Source organism: Synechococcus sp. R55.2 (assembly GCF_047462075.1).
GTDB lineage: Bacteria > Cyanobacteriota > Cyanobacteriia > Thermostichales > Thermostichaceae > Thermostichus.
This window is the reverse complement of record NZ_JANSIH010000405.1, coordinates 1-18103: the sequence shown is the minus strand read 5'-3', so window position 1 is coordinate 18103 and position 18103 is coordinate 1. Positions and strand designations below refer to the sequence as shown.

Genomic DNA, 18103 nt, shown 5'->3' with positions numbered 1-18103 from the left:
GCGCTGGATCTTGGGCTTTGGGGGAGAGGTGTTGGTGGTCAGCCCAGAGCCCCTTCGGCAAATGATTCAGGACGCGGGGCAGGCGATCTCGGTTTTGTACAGGGATCCCTTAGCCGATCAGGAGCAAGAAAGCTCGTAAAAGAAAGTATTGGCCACTTTCTTCTCTAACGCCCAAAACATTTGTCCGGCAAAGGTTTTCCAGGTTTTAAGCAGAACTCTCCAATACTTTGTGTGGTTAGGGCTGAGCACGGGAGCCCAACTAAAGTAACAACAGGTCACCGGAGTAGGGCAGTGGTTGCTCAACTGGATGTGGAAGACATTCGAGGGATCCGATCCGTCGCCGAGGTGGCCGATCTCTTTGCATCCTTGGGGTACGCTCTGGTGGGGCAACCGTTGGATATAACGGTGCTGGAGCTGCCGGCTTATTTTGACAGACTTCGGGCTGGATATGTCCTGGCGGAATATCGGCAGGGATATTTCCGGCAGGTGGTGCTGCTGTTTGAAGTGAGGCCCGGCTCTCCAGAGTTGGGTGTGCTGATGCACAAGCTGGCCCGACGTCTGGCCCAACGCCCAGAATCCTACCTGTTGCTGGCCACAGCCGATGGTTACCACTGTCTGCACATCACCAGCAGCAGCCAAGCTGGGAAGGTCTACAGCTTCCAGGTCAACTGCCAGGATCCTTCTTACCAAGAGCGCAACTGGATCCGCAACTTGGTCTTGCAGGGTCGGTCGCTACGGGCCGCCCAACAGCACCAGCAGCAGGTAATACGTCATGCCGCAGTCCAACAAAAAGAGGCGACACAGATCAAAAGGCGGGATTTGCAGGACAGCGTAAAGTCTTACCTGCGCGAGATTGGCCGCTACCCCCTCCTGAATCGGGCAGAGGAAACGACTCTATTTCGCCAGATGGCCACCTTCCCCGGCACCGAGCAGGCGACGCGGGCACGGGAGAAGTTGATTGCGCACAACTTGCGCCTTGTGGTGTTCATTGCCAAGCGCTATCAAGAGCAGGGGCTTGATCTATTGGATCTGATCCAGCAGGGCAACTTAGGTTTGATTCGGGCCATCGAGAAGTTTGACTATACCCGTGGAACTCGTCTGTCTACCTATGCCACCTGGTGGATCCGACAGTCCATCACTCGAGCAATAGACACTCAAGCTCGTCTGATCTGGCTGCCCAGTCATGTCTGGGAAAAGATCCGGCGCCTGAAGAAAGTGGCTTGCCAGTTGTCGCAAGATTTGGGGCGGACTCCCACTGTGGCGGATCTGGCTTCGGTCTGCGACTTTTCTCCTGAAGAAATCCGACAATTACTGGATTGGAATCAGGGGATCGGCTTTCTGGATGCACCTCTATTTGGGGATGTTTTGCTGGTGGATAGCCTCGCGGATCGGTCTCGGATCCCAGAACCTAGTTGGGAGGAGATGGAGCATCAGGAAATGCTTGAGAGAGTCTTCGCCTTGCTTAAGCCAAGAGAGCAACAGGTGCTTACCCTTCGCTTTGGGTTAAACGGCCATAAACCTCATTCCCTGGCCGAGATTGGTCGGCTTTCGAACCTCAGTCGCGAGCGGGTGCGCCAGATTGAGGAAAAAGCGCTTCGGTCTCTGCGTGCTCGTTGCAGAAGTTGGCCTAAATAAGCATTAACAAATAAGCAGTAAAAGGAAGGATGGTAATCCATATGTCGCTACCGACATATATTGATAATCAGAGACATAAATTAACGAATGTTATCCAGAGGCTGATCTTTCTGGAAAAGCAGACTGAGCTAGATATTGCTACCGGCTTCTTCCGTATCGAGGCTTGGATCAAACTGGAGCGAGCTTTTAATAAGCTCGCCCGTCTGCGCTTGCTGATTGGCCGGGATCCCACCATCAAACCGGCAGAGCCCCATCGAATTGATCTCCAAGATTATCTTCGCCGCGAGCTTCAGAGGCAGTTGGAAACTTCCACCTTTGAGTTGGAGTACAAGCAGTGTATCGATCGTCTGATTGCCTTTCTCAAGCAAGATCATGTGGATGTTCGGTTGTATGGGGCCATCGGGGAACGTACACCCTTTCTACATGCCAAAGCTTATCTATTTCCCAGCTACAGCATTGTGGGATCCAGCAATTTTACTGTTCCCGGTTTGGAAGGCAACACCGAGTTAAATGTATTGCTTGATAATGCCCAGGCAGCCCAGGAGATGCGCAACACCTGGTTTACAGAGTTTTGGGAGCATCCCAGTGTGGACAAAGACTATAAATCGAAACTTATTGCTGAGCTGGATCGATCCAAATTTGGCAGCCGTGCCTACACTCCTCATCAAATCTTGATGCGCTGCCTCTACACCCTGTTCCAGCCGAAGCAGGATCCAGTGGTCAAGGGGCAGGCCACAACCCTAGAATTGGCTGATTTCCAGCAGGAAGGGTTTGAACGAGCCCTAGAATTGCTGGAGCGCCATGGGGGGGTCATCGTTGCAGATGCGGTAGGCTTGGGCAAAACCTATATCGGACTGCGGCTGATCGACCATCTTCTAGCGGAGCGACGAAAACCGGGGTACCTGCCTCGGGCCTTGGTGATCAGCCCGGCTCAAGTTCGCAATCTCGTCTGGGAGCCGAAGCTGAGAGAGTTCGGTTTGGTGGCCGATTTGTTGTCTCAAGAGGAGCTAGGGCGATCTGACTTCAACAGCCGACGCTACAGCCACTGCGACATTGTCCTTGTGGACGAATCCCACAATTTCCGGAATAACTTAACTGCCCGATATGCCAACTTGCAGCGCCTGATCTGTGGGGGACGCGGCAACAAATGGGTGGTGCTGCTCACGGCTACTCCCATCAACAACACAATTTTTGACCTCTATCATCAGGTGCTGCTGCTCACCCGCAACGATGATCACTACTACAGTAGCTGGGGGATCCCTAATCTATCCGCGCTGTTTAAGAAGCTGGACAAAGGTGAGGGGCAGATCACCGAGTTGTTGTTTCAGACCATGGTGCGTCGATCCCGCCTGGATGTGCTGAAACGTCAACAGGCAGGAGAGAAGATTATCATCGGTGGCCAAGAGATCCGCTTTCCGCGCAGGATTTTGAAGCAATTTACCTATAACTTCGAGAGTAGCTTCCAAGGTCTCTATAGCCGTTGGGTTGCCTACATTGAGAATCTGAACCTGGCTCCCTATAACCTGGAAAACTATGTGCGCCAGAAGAATGATAAGCTAACCGACCGTCAGTTACGCAATGAAGTGATCGGCAGCTTGATGAAAACCCTCTATCTCAAGCGGCTAGAGAGTTCAATCAAGGCTTTTGAGGTCAGCATCTGCTGGCAATCTGACTTCCAGGGACGATTTTTGGACTTGCTGCAGCAGGGTCACTTGTTAGATGGATCCAGCTATCGACGCCTGATGGCTCTGGAAGCTGAGGAGCAAGAGGATTCAGTGGAGCAGGTGCTGGTATCTCTGCCTGAGGTCAACCCTGAAGACTATGATTTGGACAAGCTGACCCAGGCAATCCAGGCCGATCAAAAAACACTGGCTCAGATTATTCAAGATCTCACCCGTATCCAGGCAAGGGTGCAGGCAGGAGAAGACTCTGATCTTAAGCTGATGGCTTTTAAACGAATGATGCTCAGCTTGGAACAGGACAAGGTGCTTGTCTTCACCTACTTTAAAGACACAGCCGAATACTTATACCAGCAGTTGCTGGAAGATAAACAATGGCTTGAGGCAATGGCTGAGAAGCGGAGCAGATATCGCAATTTCTCCTCAGGTTTGCGGGTGGGGTTATTAACCGGAAAAACCCCAAGCCGGGAACGGGAAATGCTGGTGAGAAGATTCGCGCCACGGGTCAATCGGCCATTTAGTAATCCTTCGGGTTGTGGAGAGGATTATCAGGAAGTCGGGTGTTCGCCTGAAGAGCAAATCGATCTGCTTATCTGCACCGATGTGTTGTCTGAAGGACAAAATCTTCAAGAAGCAGCAGTCCTTGTGAATTACGATCTGCATTGGAATCCGGTGCGAATGATCCAACGGGCAGGCCGCATCGATCGACTGGGATCCCCATTCGAGGAGTTGACGATCGTTAATGGCTTTCCCGAGCAAGGACTGGAACTGCTGTTGGGATTGGTGCGCAAGTTGCAACAGCGGATTGCCCTGATCGATCAGCAGGTGGGTCTGGATGCCAGTGTGCTGGGAGAGGTGATCTCGGAGCGTTCATTAGAGGAGATCCGACTCCTGAAGGAAGCTCAAACTCCCAGTGCTCAGAGTGAGATACTGCAGGCTCTGGAGAAGAAAGTTGACTTAGTCTCTATGGATGAAATGCGGTTTCCGTTGTTGGAGTTTATCCAGCAATCGGGGTTGCAAGCTGTCGAGGAGATCCCACTTGGGATCCACAGCACACGCTACCAAGCTCCGCAGGATGGACTATTTTTAGCTTTTCAAGTCAAAGATCGGCACTTCTGGCATTTCTACCCTCGAATAGAAGGTCGAATCTCTGTAAGTATCGACCATCTCCAGAGTGATTGGGGATCAATCTTTCAGCTTCTCTATTGCCGACCAGAAGATTTTCCAAAGCCCGATGATCTACCGCCTGCGCCTTTTGATGGTGAGATCTTCGAGGTGTTACAACCTGCGATCCAAAATCTGTTGAATCTGCTGAATCGAAGCCAGGGTAGCTCTTTATTGCAACCTAGTTTGCCTCAATGGTTGAGACGAATCTATCTCGTCCTCACTGAGGTAGAGGATGCTATTGAACTTGATGCGGTGACTGAAGAGGCCCGACAACGGGTTCTTGATTTGGTTATACATACTAAAAGCATTCGCACTTACGAGAGAGACTGTAAGGAATTCTGGAAAAACTATCAGAAGAATCGGGATGTTGCCAATCTAATTCACTCGTTGGATGAGTTGTTCATCGATGAGGGATTGTATAAGGGGTCCTCTTCCCGCCACCGGAGCCCGACATTTTTCACCCAAGAGGATGTGCAGCTCATCTGCTACCAGTGGTTTAGGTCAGACCCAGAGCCCCCGGCGGATCCCTACCTCCTTAGGCGAAGGCGAAAGGATCCCTACGAGGCCCTACATTGACGGTTGCTTCCTTTCGGGGCAGTGGAATTAATGAAAACTCAATGGAAAATTAATCGAGCCAAGCGAATAACTATTAAAATGAAGATTATCAAATAGCAAACAAATGTAGCGATACTCGTGGTTAAAAATAGAACTCCGCCCCATTTCCGGAGGAGAGGCTCCAGAAAGTTCGTGCATGGGAGGAGACGAATAGTCCACTTTACACTGGTATCATCGCCATCGAATTGAAATAACCAGGCCCAAAGATAGAAAAAATGAGTCGCGAGGTAGAGCGCAATATCGCTCTTTCTTGATTCAAAAACGCTAATGAATGTGATCATCAAAGCTATATGCACAAATGCCCATAAAGTAAGCAGCAAAATAAGCAGCGCTCCAAACATCATTAGAAGCCAACCGGCGACTCCAAGACGCATGAGAAACAGGGCACAGACAAAAAGGATCTCCACTCCAACTAGGAGAAGTTTGGTTGGTGTATTCAGGCTTTCATGTTCTACCATATTACTTCCTTTTTTCGCGTTGTTCGTAATATGTGTCTCAGACAAGCTTAATAACTGCAGACGTGATGATCTAGATCTGATCTGGCACTTTTGGCAGGGGTAGTTGAAACGGATGATGGTCGAAGCGAATACGCTGTACTCGGTAATTTCCTGTTAATGGAACCGATCCTGAGCCGCAAGCAACTTCCACGCCACCCGGATCAACCGTTGTTCCGAATGCGATACCTTATTTTATGTAGGTTTGCGTAGCAAAAACCCTATACCTGATAAGTCACTTCCCTTTGGGGAAGCGGGATTCATGGAAACACTCAAAGCAGACGGCCCAGGCGTTGTCGCAATTCGCTGGCAGCCAGTTCCAGGTGTTCGGGGGTATAGCCGGTGGTCTCTACCCTGACAGCGAGGTGGGTGTCTTGGCTCTCGTGGAGATGGAGCCACAAAATGTGGCGGCCATCTTCGGTTTTGCGGTTTGAGGCTTTGACGCTGTTTTTGGGGGCAGCGTAGGCGTGTGGATCGTAGTGAACCCGATCCACCCAGGGAATGTCTCGCAGGAGTCTTTCCACTTTGGCCCAACTGCGGGGTCGGTGATGGCTGGCATCGCTTCGGATTTGGATGATCTGGGAGCGATCTCGGCCTGAATCGGGGAGATCTGGGGATCCGGGGCTGAACTTGCGGCTGTAGGTAGGGCAAGTAGACCAGGGATTTGTATTGCTCATGGATGTAGCAAACCGGGACCCCCAATTGGCTGCCCACCACGGCCATGATCATGGCTTGGGCTTTGAACCCACCGGTAGCGGCAAAGGTGACGATCCCCCTGGCGCTCTCTGCCAACTGTTTCAACAGCTCGGCCATCCGCTCCAGTGAGGATCCCTCTAGCTCGTAGTTGATGCCGGGAAGGGGAACCAAAGAGACCTGCTGCTGACCCAGCTCTTGCTCAAAAAAGAGCTTCAAAATCTGGGCACACTCCAATCCGTCGGGGGTTTCTGAGTGCAGCAAAATCAAGGCATCATTCGAGGTGGGATCCAGCCGCAAGTAGGTGTTGGTTTCGGCGCTGATCAGCTCCAGATCGGTTCTTTTCATCCAGGCCAGCGCTTGCTCCGGATCCCCGATGGTTTTTTGTCCCACCCAGGGGCGCTGCGGCTGCAGGTCTTTGTCAAGGTTGGTGAGCAAGGAGGTGCCCACAGTCATGATGATGGTCTGCATGATAGGCGGTTAACTCAAATTTTTCGAGGGCTCTGTTCCGCTTTGCGCCCAGAGCAGCTTGGCCTTGCGGATTCTGCCATCTTCCTTTAGACCCAGAACTTCCACCTGCACCTCTTGCCCCACCGAGAGGGATCCCGCCCGTCTGGGCTCCTTCCGGGTGAGCTTGGTGTCTGTGTCCAGAATCTGGAAGGTGACTTCGTTGCCCTTGATGTTGGTGATGGTGGCCTTCAGCTTTTGCCCGGTCTGGAAGCGGGCTTTGCGGGCCTGATGCTGGGCCTGGTCTTGTTGGTGTTGATGGTTTTGTTGTTGTCTGTCGTCCTGGGATTTGTTTCCCGCCCCTTGGGGAACGGAGTCCTTGCGACCGGAGTTGTCGTTGGGTCGGGATCCCTGAGGCGGCGGAATCTCGCCAATGGGCATTCCCCCATCTTTGTAGTAGCGGGCCAGCCGGGCTGCCCAGCCCAGGATCTGCAGCATCTCTGCCGGCCTGTCTTGCAGAGGTTGCAAGTACCTTTTGCAGGTTTCGTCAATAAGCTGATAGTATCTTCTGGTTTGTTGGGTACGGCATAGGCCAGTTTCCCGCACCAGCTCGCCGGTGAATCGGAAAAAGCGGGATCCCGCGTCGGGGTGGTGGGCGACCGAGCGCAGATAGGCGATGCACTTGCTCAACTCGTTGACATCCACCCTTTCTTTGGCCAAGGTCATGGCGATGCCGTGGGCGAGATCCCAAGATTGGGGGCTGAGATCGACAGAGTCTGACAGCATAGGGGAACCCTCAATACACGCCGGGGGGCGGCTCGCGCAGAGCAGTGGGACTTAGGATGGCGGCCAGTTGTCTGAGTTGTTCGGGCAAGATGTAGCCTTGGGCAGCTTGAATTTGCTCTTGCACAAAGGCTTGGAGGCGTTCTCCTTCCAGAGTATCGGCTTCTGCAGGATCATAGCGGCTGTAGCGATCTTTTAGGTTGCCGGGCCGCTCGATCTTGTCGAGGGTGACCTGCAGGGATCCCAGGCCCACGGGCTTACCGCCCCCCACCTTCAGCAGCATGGGATGGTTGGGATCCTGCCCCAAAACCGTGAGCAAGGTGCCCAGCTCGGCAGGGGTGAGGTTTTTGAAGTGGATTTGGGTTTTGAAAACTGTGTTTTGTATCGCTTGCTGGGTGGGCGTTCCCCTTGAACTGTCCTGCAACGCGTTTCTGTGGGTGTAGTAGAACTTGCGCCCGATGACTCTGCCGTTTTCCTTCTGAAAATAAGCTTTGCACTGATCCGGGCGTGGACGGTACAGGGGGGGCAGGGATCCGCCGCCGGATCCGGCACTGGTGGCAATGGCATCCCTGAACTCCACCAATCCCTGCCAGTTCAGGGCACCGAAAACGCGGCTGGCCGGACAAAGCTGCTGCTTGTTGCGGCAGGGGTGCCGCTCCGGGGGGATCCGATTTCGGTACTGGCTCGTCATCACCGCAAGGGTGCTGTTGGTGATCGCCTCATACATGGCCCGGATGGCCCCCTTGAGGGAGCTGCCCTGGATTTTGAGCCTTCCGTTGGGAGTGGTGGTCATGGTTTTGAGCACCGGGATCCCTTTCACCCCGACATCGCTGCCCAAGGCCAAGTGGCCGGTGGAGATGTGGACGGCAGTCTGCACCGTTAGGGTGAGGAAGAGGGTGCCGTGCAACCTATCGGGATGGAACTGGGCGTGGCCGGCGGGCCGCTCCAGCGTGGGGCGCTGGGTGGGAAACGGGATCAGCTCGTAGGGTTTGGGAAACACGGTTGGTTTGCCTCCAACTCGACTGCTGTTGCCGGCAGACGATCTTGCAGATGCGGCCTGGTTGGGCAATGGGCGAGGGCCTTGGGGGGTCATGGTCACCTCGGAATCAGGGCAATAAAGTGAACGCGGGCAGTTCGCTCATCTCGGAAGTAGCGCTGGCCCACCTTGAGATCTTGGGGATGGCTGAGGGGCTTGGGAAAGCGGGTTTCTCGATTTTGGGATCCGTACAGGTCGGCTGCGTGATCCTCCCACCGCCACTCTCCCGGCAGAGGGATAAAGGAGTCCGGGGGAGCTTGGATCCCCAGATACAGCAGATCCCAGCCGTGGGGGGTGCTTTTCCAGCGCAGTTCCCCTTGTTGGGAGAAAACTTGCCCCTCTGGACAGACGGGATCCGCCGGGATCCCCACCTGAATGCCGCTGACTCGATGGGGCCAGCGCAGAAAGGAGTAGGTTTTTTCAGAAGTGGAAAAACAAGCCGAGAGCACTTGGGAAAGCGAGGACTCTGCCCCATCTTGAATCTTGAGGGAGGCGACGTAGGCTGGTTTCATACGGCTTTGGCCTCCGCTTGCAGGAGTTTGGCCCAACTGTTTACGGCGGTGGCGAGCAGATGTTCCACCTTGGCCTCAGACGTCTGATCCCAGGTCAGCCGCGCCCCAAATCCCAAAGGCATTGGCTCCGCTCCCACCGGCACCGCTTGGCAATCGGGTTTGGGGAAGCCGTATTTGCCTGCCTCTTCGGGGGTTAAAAATTCGCCCGCCCCCAACAGGGATCCCTGTGGCCAGGTCAGGGGGGATCCCAGCAGTCGAATCTGCATGTTTGCCTCATCCACCAGGCAGCCCGGATAGTCCACCACCGCCCACTCGTACTCAACCCGAACGGTGCCCATGCCGCGGGACTTGGCAAAGCCGATGCCAAACCAGCCTTCATCCAGATCCCGCAACGCCAGTCCCAGCAGACCCAGTTGGGCCAGGGTAAAGTTTTTCAGGTGGATCTTGGTTTGAAAGGATCCCTCTACGCACACTTGATAGCTGAACGGCCCCACCGCCACTGAGCCGAAGACGCGGTCGATGGCCACCCCATTACGTTCCTCCAGGCGCAGAGGGGTTCCCGGCTTGGGATAGGCATCTTCGATGCGGACCCGGCTGGCGATGGCTGTGTTGCCGAACATCTGATCCGTAAAGGAAGAAAGGGCGTAAACCTGGTGGGGCTCTTCAATTTTTTCCAGCCATTGATTGGCCTTTTGGTCGAGGGGATCGCTGGCCCAGAGTTTGAAGCCTCCCCCCTCAGGACGTCTGTCGCTGCCCACCGTTCGGACGATGCGCTCCGCATGGGCGCGAATTGCCCCTTTGAGGGAGCTGCCGGGAAAATAGACCGTTCGCCCGCCGCCGTGATAGGTTTCGACGAACTCCATATCCGGCTTCGTCGGGTCAGCCCCTTCTTTGCCCGCCTTGATGAGAACAGGGCCATCGGGCTTGAGGGTGAGGCAGAGGGTGCAATGGTTAACGTAGCGTTTGTGCATAGCCTGGGATCCTTCACACCAGAACAGGAGCTTTTGGTTGAGGGGCTTGGGGCGGCAAGCAGTCTGTCCAGTTTGTCAACCGATAGGGGTGGAAAACGCTGACCGTATCGCCAACCGTTGCAGAGTCCATGAAGACCATCGGGATCCCTCCTGACATGAAATAGGGCTAGCGGCGGGGGCCGACCGATTGCCGTTGAGAGGCCGTTGTTAATTTGGCAACCAGGGCTTCCACCCAGTCTTGGCGCAAAGCGGCAGCCTGCTCCGGGCTGAGCGGCTGTCGGGATCCGGCCACCAGCTCTTGAAGGTAGGCCAGCAGCCGTCTTGGATCCCCTTCCGAGTCGAACCAATAGATTGCCGAGATCTGCAGGCGGACAACCCCCAAGCCACGGGAGCGCCCCCCTCCCAGGGGGATCTGTTCCGTTTCCAATTGGTGCAAGCCAATGGCCAAGAGGCCCAGTTCCCATTCCTCGGCATTTTCGACGACGGCATGAAACCGGAAGGGGGTTCTGGCAGGCACCACTTGCAAGTCGTACAGCTTGCCATCTGCCGCCGTTTCCGTATCCCGATCGATGGCCACGCCATCCCGCTCTTGGTACTGGCCAAACCAGGCTTCCGGCACCACGGGCAAATCTCGGATCTGCACCTTGCCGGCCAACCAAGGGGATCCAAACACCTGCGAGACCCAGTCGGTGGCCTCAATGAGCTTTTGAGTCAGAGCCGCATCGTCCCCTTTGTAGTCATTTTTAATTTGGTTGATGATCTGAAATTGCTCGCTGCTGGTCAATTCGCCGGGATCCCTGGCCAGCTCTGGGTTGATGCCCCGCAAGAAACTTTCCAGGCGAGAGCGCATCGCCCCCTTCAAACTGGAGCCGGGAATGAGCGGACGGCCCAGCGCATCCTTGAGAACCGGCAAATCCGAGCCGATGGGTTCGGTGGAGCGGCCCACCCCGATGTGCAGAGCGGTCACGGTGGTGAGGGTGCCGGTGATTTCCAAGCGGTTTTTGAAAACGTCGAACATTGTTCCCTCAAATGGCTGCTCAAGTTAAGGCTTGTACTGCAGAGGTTTGCCATTCCCGAAGCGAGACGGAGCCCTTAATAAAACTCAAGAGGATCCCTAGGATCTGAGCAATTTCTGAGATAAAGTACTCCCTGTCATCGATAAAGAGTTGGTCACCCTCGAGTTTTGCAAATCGCCAGTTGGTTCCTGAGGTTACTGCTCCATAGACACTGTCTACTTGAGAATTGGAGTTCTTGTTAAAGACCTGTGCCCCCACCATACCGGCAACGCACTGGCCCAGACCCCCGATCAAGTCTTCTTTTTTGGCCTCAACGATAATCACCACCGGATCTTGAATGTAGAGTTGGAGAGGGGATAGGCAAATGATGTAGTCGCATAGGCCCACCAACCCCCTCTCGGGATCCACGTTGAATTCCTTGCCGGAAAACAGCGAGATTTGATCCCGACATAGGTACTTCACCTCTCCCAGCACAGGGGCGATGATAAACTCGGAGCGGGCTTTTTCGCTGTTGACCGAGGTGGCCAAGCCGAGATAGCGATCTAGGGTTATTTTCAAGTAATCGGAGCACTCAGTCGGTGGAACCTCTGCAAACAGGCCATGGATGATTCTTGACCTGAGCTGAAAGGTCGAAATGGCTCTCTCAAGGGTAAAACTGCTGTAGGTCACGGTCTAGGATCCTCCTCCCTCTCGCTTGTACTTGAGGTAGCGGGCCCCATAGCCCAGGTAGCGCCGAATCAAGTCAATTTTGATCTCGTTGACTTTGGGGGATGCTCTTTCAATTCCGGCTTCCCTGGCGATGGCTATAGCCCTTTGATGAATCCAGTTGTCGATGTCTTTGATGATGGCTTCTGCCAAAGAGTCTTTGCCCCGCCCCCACTTGTCATCGCGCCCCACCTGGTAGCGCAAAAAGTTCTTGATCACCTCTGAGCTTTCGGTGGAAGCTGCCACGTGCAATAGGTTGCGATATTGGGCCTCTTCCAATCTGTTGAGACCTCTGAAGTTATCCAAGGCGGCTTGAATTCTGGCGACCAGATCATCTTCGGCCAGCCGGATTTGCCGTTGGATCTTGAGCTCTTGTTCCGATGTGATCTCGCTGGTGGCGAAGGTCATAGCGGGTTCTCCCAGAAATGATGATGGAACGGACTGCAAACTTCGATTTGGCCGAATCCTTCAGCAGTGCGTTCGCCAATCCCCCAGTATTCCATCTCCGCCAAAATCGGGATCCAACGCTCCAGTTGCGTGGTGCTCAGCAGAAAGACGCTGCCCTGCGTGGTTACCAATTCTACATCTTTGAACAGACCCCAGGCAGCGTTCCAGCCGGAGACATAGGCGTAGCTGCTGAAGGCCAGCTCCAAAGCCAGGGATCCATCTTCGCAGTTGGCCTCTTCCTGGAGCATCTGGGGGGTGAGCACGGTGGTGCGTTGCCAGCGCTCTTTGAGAATGGCCCCCGACTGCAGCCCAATGGAGAAATACTGCCGCTCCGGCGGAAGGGGCTGCCAGGGATCCCCGAACACCTGCCATTGTTGCCAGCGCTGCCGCAGCTTTTGGTTGAAGGCTTCCACCCGCTGGGCCAGGGAAGGCCGGGGAGCAGCCAGACGCCGAGCCGTGACGTTGACCCGGCCCAATCCCCGCGACACCCCTCCTCCCAAGCGCAGCAGGTGGGCGTGGGCGTTGAGGTAGCGGGTGAGGGTCTCGGCCAGCTCGGGATCCCGCAGGTAGATGTAGCCGCTGAAAAGGGAGCGCTCCAGATGCCCATTGGGGCGGGCTTTGCCCTCGTTCATCACCTCTAGGCTGTAGAGGATTTGGTCGGCAGCAGTGGCGCGGCGACGGTTGATCCCCACCCGCGTGAGCAGGCGTTTGGACACAGCAGCTCGTTCGTAGCGGGGCCCCAGGTCAGACTCCTGCTGGCTGTAGAACCCCCCGAAGGGCTCCACTCTTCCCCCGGAACCGTCCGGCTCTGTGGGATCGAACGGGATCCCCAGCCGCTGTGAGCAGAAGCGATCCAGGAGCGTGTCGAACACCCCCGTTTTGCCCGCCTCTGAGCGGAAGCCGGGATTGTTTTTCGAGCTGAAGGCCGTGGCCGGCAAGACCTTGCTGCCGGATCCCGGATAGGCGTGGGTAAACACAGCAGGCCGAGCTGCCGTAAACAGGGCGGCCAAATCTCCTTCCAGCGCCTCGGCAGGGCGATGTTGGGTTTGGCTGAGCATGAGGTCGGCCAGAGCACCGCGAATCACGCTGCCGGGAATGTAATCCTGGGCCTCGCTGATGGAGCCGCCCGGCTTTTGCCGACCGATGGCCAAGGGAGACTGAGCCGTTAGGGTGAGTTGAATGGCTTCCATCAGCTCCCTCCCTGGGCTAAGAAAGCCCAATCGGCTGCGGTGGGCTGGAGAGCCTGCAGGGATCCAGGATCCCAGTGCAGCCAGCCCAAACCTGCGGATTTGCTGCCCCCCAGCGCGATCAGGTGGTGCAGGGCCGCCAACAGGAGAGTTTTGCCCCAGGAAGGGCAATCGGGCAAAAGCTGCAGGGATCCGGAAAAAGTCAGCTCAGCCGCGGGAGAGGTCTCAATGAGGTAGAGCCGCTGATCCTCGGCGGTGCGGCGGCGGCGGTTGAGGGTGACCCCAGGGCGAAGGGTTGGTTCCAGAGCTGCTGGCGGCACCTCGCAGACGAGATCCTCCACCCACAGGCGGGCAGGCAGGGCCGGATTGCCGAATATCTGGCAGACCAGACAATGGGATCCGGCGTAGCCCTCCACCTGGTATTCGGGGCGGTGGAAATTTCCTGCGCTGCCCTCCCGCTGCGGACACATGCGCTCTGGGTCGGGAGAGCGGCAAATGGCCCAGCCCAGGCCACGGGCCAGTTTCTCGCACTCGTGGCGCAGCCGCCCCTTCAGTTGGGAGCCGGGAATGATCAGCCTGCCAAAGGCATCTTTGAGCAGGGGCTTATCCGCCAGGGAGCCGCTGGAGCCGCCGGCTCCCACCGCCAGGGCAGAGGCGAGGGTGGCCCTCAAAGGGATAGAGGTGATCGTTCGCCCCGCTTGGGGCAGCTCTGCCAGTCTCACCATCACTCCACCTCCGCCAGAACGGGCCGACCCTCGGCCTGGGGCTGTTTTTGCACAAAGGCGTACAAATCCACCAGATCCCGCCAGATGGTTTCATAGGTTGGCGTTGACGAGGATACCTGTGGCTCAACATACATCCAGGGGGGAAGGTGGCCGTCGTTGGTTTTGGCCTTGCACCAGGTGCGCTCAAAAGCCTCCATCAGCGGCTGCCCCTTTTTGCCCAGGCGGCTGCGGAAATAGAGATAGTTGAGGGTGGCGGTGCGTTTGCCTTTTTCCAAGAAGCTGCGAATCTGATAAAGCTGGGAGCGAGGAAAATTGGCCTCCTGCAGGGCTTGTACCGTTCTCAGCAACCCGTGGATTTCCGGGACGGTATAGGGGCCGGCGTAGAGCTTGAGGGTGTGGCTGTTCTGGCGGATCTCCAGAGCTTCCCGACGAAAATCCTGGATGCTGGAGACAACCAGGGCGACCGACTTCAACGAGAGAAAGTCGATGGTGGCCACAGAGCAGTCCTTGTCTTTGGGCTTCAGCTTTTTCGCGTAGCTCTTGGCGGATTTCAACAGTTGTTCGGTGAGCTTTTCGGCGTAGTAAATGGGGGTGTCTTCCGAGGCGATCAGCACCCCCACCGAGGCGGAGAGCCGACAGAGCTTCCGATCTGCCGCCGGGTAGCGGTGAGGCACCTTGCCGGAAGATTGAGCTGCATAGGTTGCCGAGGTGTCCAGCAGGAGCTGCTCAAACTGCTCACAGAAGGTGGCGGCAATTTCCAGGGCTTTGTGGGCAGGCACCACCACCAACACATCGTCTCCGCCGATGGTCAGGATCTCGAAGGGGTGGATCCACTCGCCGTTGCGGTCTCTGCCGGTTTCCGGATCTGGGGATAGGCCGTGCAGCCGATGGGCCTGCAGGTGCTGGGCGAGGGCGTGGTAAACGGCTTTTTCCGTTGCCTCGGAAACATCCCGGCTAAATTGTCGGTAGGCTTCTGGGGTTTGGATCTGCTGCACATAGCCCCCCATGTCGTTGCCATCGGCGTAAAGGTAAGCCACAAAGCCCTGGCTGCCCAGGCTGGCGTTGGCCACTTCCCGTAGAGATTGGGCCTCGCCGATCCCCTGGACAGATCCCTGATGGGGCTGCAAATAGCGCTCCCGGTAGGGCTCGCCGGCGGGAGAGTTGAGAAAGCGGGCAAATCGCGTTACCCAGCTTTCCACAAAGCCGGGATCCCAGGTGGGGAACTTGCGGAACCACCCTTGCTTGCCTGTTTCAATGCGCTTGGCCTGGCGACCCACCAGGGCTTTGCGAGCGGTGGCTTCCGAGAGCCAGGGCTGATCGACCAGGTCGGCTTTGGCGATGGCAGGGCGACGGTCGGTGCTGTCGCGGCGCAGGTAGGGATGGGTTTCAAAAAAGGCGGGATGGGCGCGGCTGGGGCGACCGGGATCCGGATTGCCGTTGCGGCGGTGGTTGAAGCGGGCGGCCAGGTAACCCACCAACTCGTTGAAACTTTTGCGGTCTTGAAATCTGGCTTCGCTGCCATCCCCAAAATAGGCTCTCACCAGGGGATGGGTTTTGTGTTGCGCCAGCCAATCCAGCCAGGGGGTGCGTTCGATGGGATCCCGCAACAGGCCGTAGCGCAGTTCCAGCAGCCGAAAGGCGGATCCCACGGCGCAGGCGTTAGCGGTGAGGGTTTCTTCGGTGTAGCGCCGCTCGATGGCCTCACAGAGATCGTCCACATGGGCCGCCGGGCAAAAGGCCAGGAGATTGCCCCCGGTGGAGTAGATGATGAGCTCCGGGATCAGGGCTTGCGCCAAAGCCGGGTAGTGCTGCTGCAGCCAAGGCCGGATCTGCTCGGCCACATAGGCCCTCAGCTCTGCTTGAGACTCTTTCCCCAAACCTTCCCATCCCAGGTAGGTTTGCTCGGGATCCCCGAAAAAGGCGGGCAGATCCACCAGGTTAATGCGATCCAACAAAGCGGAGGCCCCGCGGATTTCCGACAGCTTGGCCGACTCGAAGACATAGCTCTTGATCTTGGTGGCCCCCCCGTAAACCAAGCCGATGCGGGTTGTCTGCTGCCACAGCTCCGGGTAGCGGGATTGCAGCTCCGCCGGGGTTCTGGGAAAGGTCTTCGCCGCCATGCTCTCCTGAAATTGGCGCACCTGAGCCAAAATGGGCCGTAGCTCTTCTGGGATCCCGGCCTCGTTGTCGGCGCGAACGGCGGCCCGCATCTGCTGCAAGGTCTCCAGGGCAAACTGGGGATCCCGCTGTTCTCCCCACGCCAGGCACCAGGCCAAGGCAACAGGAACGGGAGAGGGAGCAGAAGTAGGGGTCATGAGCAGCACCTGCGAAATGCGAAAAAGGAAGACAAGTCTTGGACAGGGCTTCCATCGGCTGCGACGGACAGATCCCTAAAGGCTGGGGGCAATTGGCCTCGATTTTTAATCCTTCGCGGAAGACCAAAGCCCTTCAAAAAAGGGTTTGCCGGTTGGGTGGGTAACCAATCGAATCAAGCCGAGAGATGCCATTGAGGTTACCGATTGTTTCAGCCATATCCGATAAACGCTCTCGCCTCATGGTTTTCAGTCCTCTAGCTTGCTAGCAGTATAGATCGAGTGCGATGGGTTGCAGACGATTTCAAGGCTTTCTTCAGATTGTGAGATTTTTTCTGCCTGTACAACGGGCAATTCGAGAGTAAACCCAATAAGAAGGGATCCCTTCTAAAATTTTCTCAATGGAAAGTTGGGTTTTGTGTTGATTGTTGCTGTGGACTGGGAATGGGCTGTGCCTATGCTGAGTTTCTCAGAGCCATCTGCTGATAGAGAAGCGAACGGCAAGTGGCCGACGGGATCCGAGTTGGTGGGGATCACCTTGGAAGTTCAGGCTCCTCGGTCTTACCTGCTGGATCCCCACTATGCCAAAGGGCTGCACGCCTGGTTCTTGAGCCAGGTGCAAGAGACAGACCCGCAGCTATCGGCCTATTTGCACGATGGAGAATCGGAGAAACCTTTTACCCTCTCCCGGCTGATGGGGCCGTTCCGCGAGCAGGGGGGGCGACCGCTGATCCCGCCTCATCTCCCCTTCCGCTGGTGGATCACCGGCCTCAACCCGCCGGTGGTGGAGTGGCTGCGAGGGTGGTGCCAACGGCTGCCCACCTGGCTGGAATTGCGGGGATCCCCGCTGCAGATCCTGGGATGGCAGATCTCGATCCCCCCGCGCACCTATCGTCAACTGTTGGAGCAGCCTCTTTCCCCCCGCTCCTGGAGCCTTTCCTTCGTCTCGCCCACCAGCTTTCGCCACCGGGGCCACCATCTGCCGCTGCCGATCCCTCGCAACCTGTTCCACAGCTATCTGCGCCGTTGGAACGATTTTTCCGGTCTGCCCATCGAGGCGGAGCCTTTTCTGGATTGGGTGGATGGGGAAGTGATCATCCAGCGGCACCGTCTGGAATCGGTGAAAACCACCGCAGGTCGCCAGGGATCCGTGACGGGATTCATCGGCTGTGTGCAGTTGGCTGTCTCCTCCCGTGCGCCTGAGCTGTTGCAGCAGCAGCTCCAAGCCCTGATCCACCTTGCCCCCTACTGCGGCACCGGCCACAAAACCCCCTTTGGGCTAGGGCAAACCCGCCTGGGTTGGTTGGCCGAAGAGCTACCCGCCTCCCCTGTCCCTTCCCGGGAAGAGCAGGTGGCCCAGCGGATCGAGGAGCTGAGCGCCCTCTTTCTCAGCCAGCGGCAACGACAAGGGGGATCCCGCGCCGAAAAAACTGCCCAACTGTGGGCGACGATCCTGGCCCGCCGCGAAGGTGGAGAGAGCTTACAACAGATCGCCGCTGATTTGGAGATGCCCTACGAGACGGTGAAGACCTATGCCAAGCTGGCCCGCCGCTCTCTCCAGTCTGGATCCCAGGACTACTCGTCGAGCAGTCTTCCCTAGATGACTTGAGGTACTTTGTTGAGCCTGATACATTCACGCTGAACTCTCCTGAACATGGTTCAGGAAAGAAGCGATCGCA

Annotated in this window: 14 protein-coding genes and 2 pseudogenes; 4 read left to right on the top strand and 12 right to left on the bottom strand. The window is 56.5% G+C overall.

What is annotated here, in order from left to right:
• Positions 1-291: 291 nt before the first annotated feature.
• The 3 genes and pseudogenes from NW838_RS13185 (at position 292) to NW838_RS13175 (ending at position 5057) form a co-directional block, all read left to right on the top strand.
• Positions 292-1635: an RNA polymerase sigma factor RpoD/SigA gene (locus NW838_RS13185; RefSeq protein WP_414356017.1), complete on the top strand. Its 1344-nt coding sequence runs from the start codon at positions 292-294 to the stop codon at positions 1633-1635.
• A gap of 29 nt (positions 1636-1664) precedes the next feature.
• Positions 1665-2150, top strand: a pseudogene (locus NW838_RS13180) (phospholipase D-like domain-containing protein); the annotation flags it as partial.
• Between the two features lie 597 nt (positions 2151-2747).
• Entirely contained in the window at positions 2748-5057 is a 2310-nt protein-coding gene (locus NW838_RS13175; protein WP_414428185.1) for a C-terminal helicase domain-containing protein, read from the top strand.
• 805 nt (positions 5058-5862) lie between these two features.
• Here the strand turns inward: NW838_RS13175 and NW838_RS13170 are convergent.
• From NW838_RS13170 to cas10, 12 genes and pseudogenes are all read right to left on the bottom strand, one after another.
• A complete protein-coding gene (locus NW838_RS13170; RefSeq protein ID WP_414356034.1) occupies positions 5863-6267 on the bottom strand; it encodes a hypothetical protein in 405 nt (134 codons plus the stop codon).
• A 22-nt stretch (positions 6268-6289) separates the two neighbouring features.
• Positions 6290-6631: pseudogene (locus tag NW838_RS13165) on the bottom strand (putative CRISPR-associated protein); the annotation flags it as partial.
• Between the two features lie 132 nt (positions 6632-6763).
• On the bottom strand, positions 6764-7516 hold the full coding sequence (locus tag NW838_RS13160) for a hypothetical protein (RefSeq protein ID WP_414428184.1): 753 nt from the start codon (positions 7514-7516) through the stop codon (positions 6764-6766).
• Positions 7517-7526: 10 nt separating this feature from the next.
• Positions 7527-8513, bottom strand: coding sequence for an RAMP superfamily CRISPR-associated protein (locus tag NW838_RS13155; protein ID WP_414356023.1), 987 nt, complete (start codon positions 8511-8513; stop codon positions 7527-7529).
• A 95-nt stretch (positions 8514-8608) separates the two neighbouring features.
• Positions 8609-9061: a hypothetical protein gene (locus tag NW838_RS13150; RefSeq protein WP_011432237.1), complete on the bottom strand. Its 453-nt coding sequence runs from the start codon at positions 9059-9061 to the stop codon at positions 8609-8611.
• Positions 9058-10032 (bottom strand): RAMP superfamily CRISPR-associated protein, encoded by a 975-nt coding sequence (locus NW838_RS13145; protein WP_414428183.1) that lies wholly within the window; start codon positions 10030-10032, stop codon positions 9058-9060. Before NW838_RS13145 ends, NW838_RS13150 begins: the two co-directional genes overlap by 4 nt.
• Before the next feature lie 166 nt (positions 10033-10198).
• Positions 10199-11050 carry a CRISPR-associated RAMP protein Csx7 gene (gene csx7 / locus NW838_RS13140; protein WP_414428182.1) on the bottom strand — a complete coding sequence of 284 codons (852 nt, stop codon included), beginning with the start codon at positions 11048-11050 and terminating at the stop codon, positions 10199-10201.
• A 19-nt stretch (positions 11051-11069) separates the two neighbouring features.
• Positions 11070-11717: a hypothetical protein gene (locus NW838_RS13135; protein ID WP_414329367.1), complete on the bottom strand. Its 648-nt coding sequence runs from the start codon at positions 11715-11717 to the stop codon at positions 11070-11072.
• Between the two features lie 3 nt (positions 11718-11720).
• Positions 11721-12161, bottom strand: coding sequence for a hypothetical protein (locus NW838_RS13130; protein WP_414344023.1), 441 nt, complete (start codon positions 12159-12161; stop codon positions 11721-11723).
• Positions 12158-13390, bottom strand: coding sequence for a CRISPR-associated RAMP protein Csx10 (gene csx10, locus NW838_RS13125; protein WP_414344022.1), 1233 nt, complete (start codon positions 13388-13390; stop codon positions 12158-12160). The genes NW838_RS13130 and csx10 overlap by 4 nt, the downstream gene beginning before the upstream one ends.
• On the bottom strand, positions 13390-14112 hold the full coding sequence (locus tag NW838_RS13120) for an RAMP superfamily CRISPR-associated protein (protein ID WP_011432243.1): 723 nt from the start codon (positions 14110-14112) through the stop codon (positions 13390-13392). The genes csx10 and NW838_RS13120 overlap by 1 nt, the downstream gene beginning before the upstream one ends.
• Entirely contained in the window at positions 14112-16427 is a 2316-nt protein-coding gene (gene cas10 / locus NW838_RS13115; RefSeq protein WP_414329364.1) for a type III-B CRISPR-associated protein Cas10/Cmr2, read from the bottom strand. Before cas10 ends, NW838_RS13120 begins: the two co-directional genes overlap by 1 nt.
• A gap of 415 nt (positions 16428-16842) precedes the next feature.
• Here cas10 and cas6 point away from each other — a divergent pair, with 415 nt between their 5' ends.
• On the top strand, positions 16843-18024 hold the full coding sequence (gene cas6, locus NW838_RS13110; protein WP_011432245.1) for a CRISPR-associated endoribonuclease Cas6: 1182 nt from the start codon (positions 16843-16845) through the stop codon (positions 18022-18024).
• Positions 18025-18103: the final 79 nt, after the last annotated feature.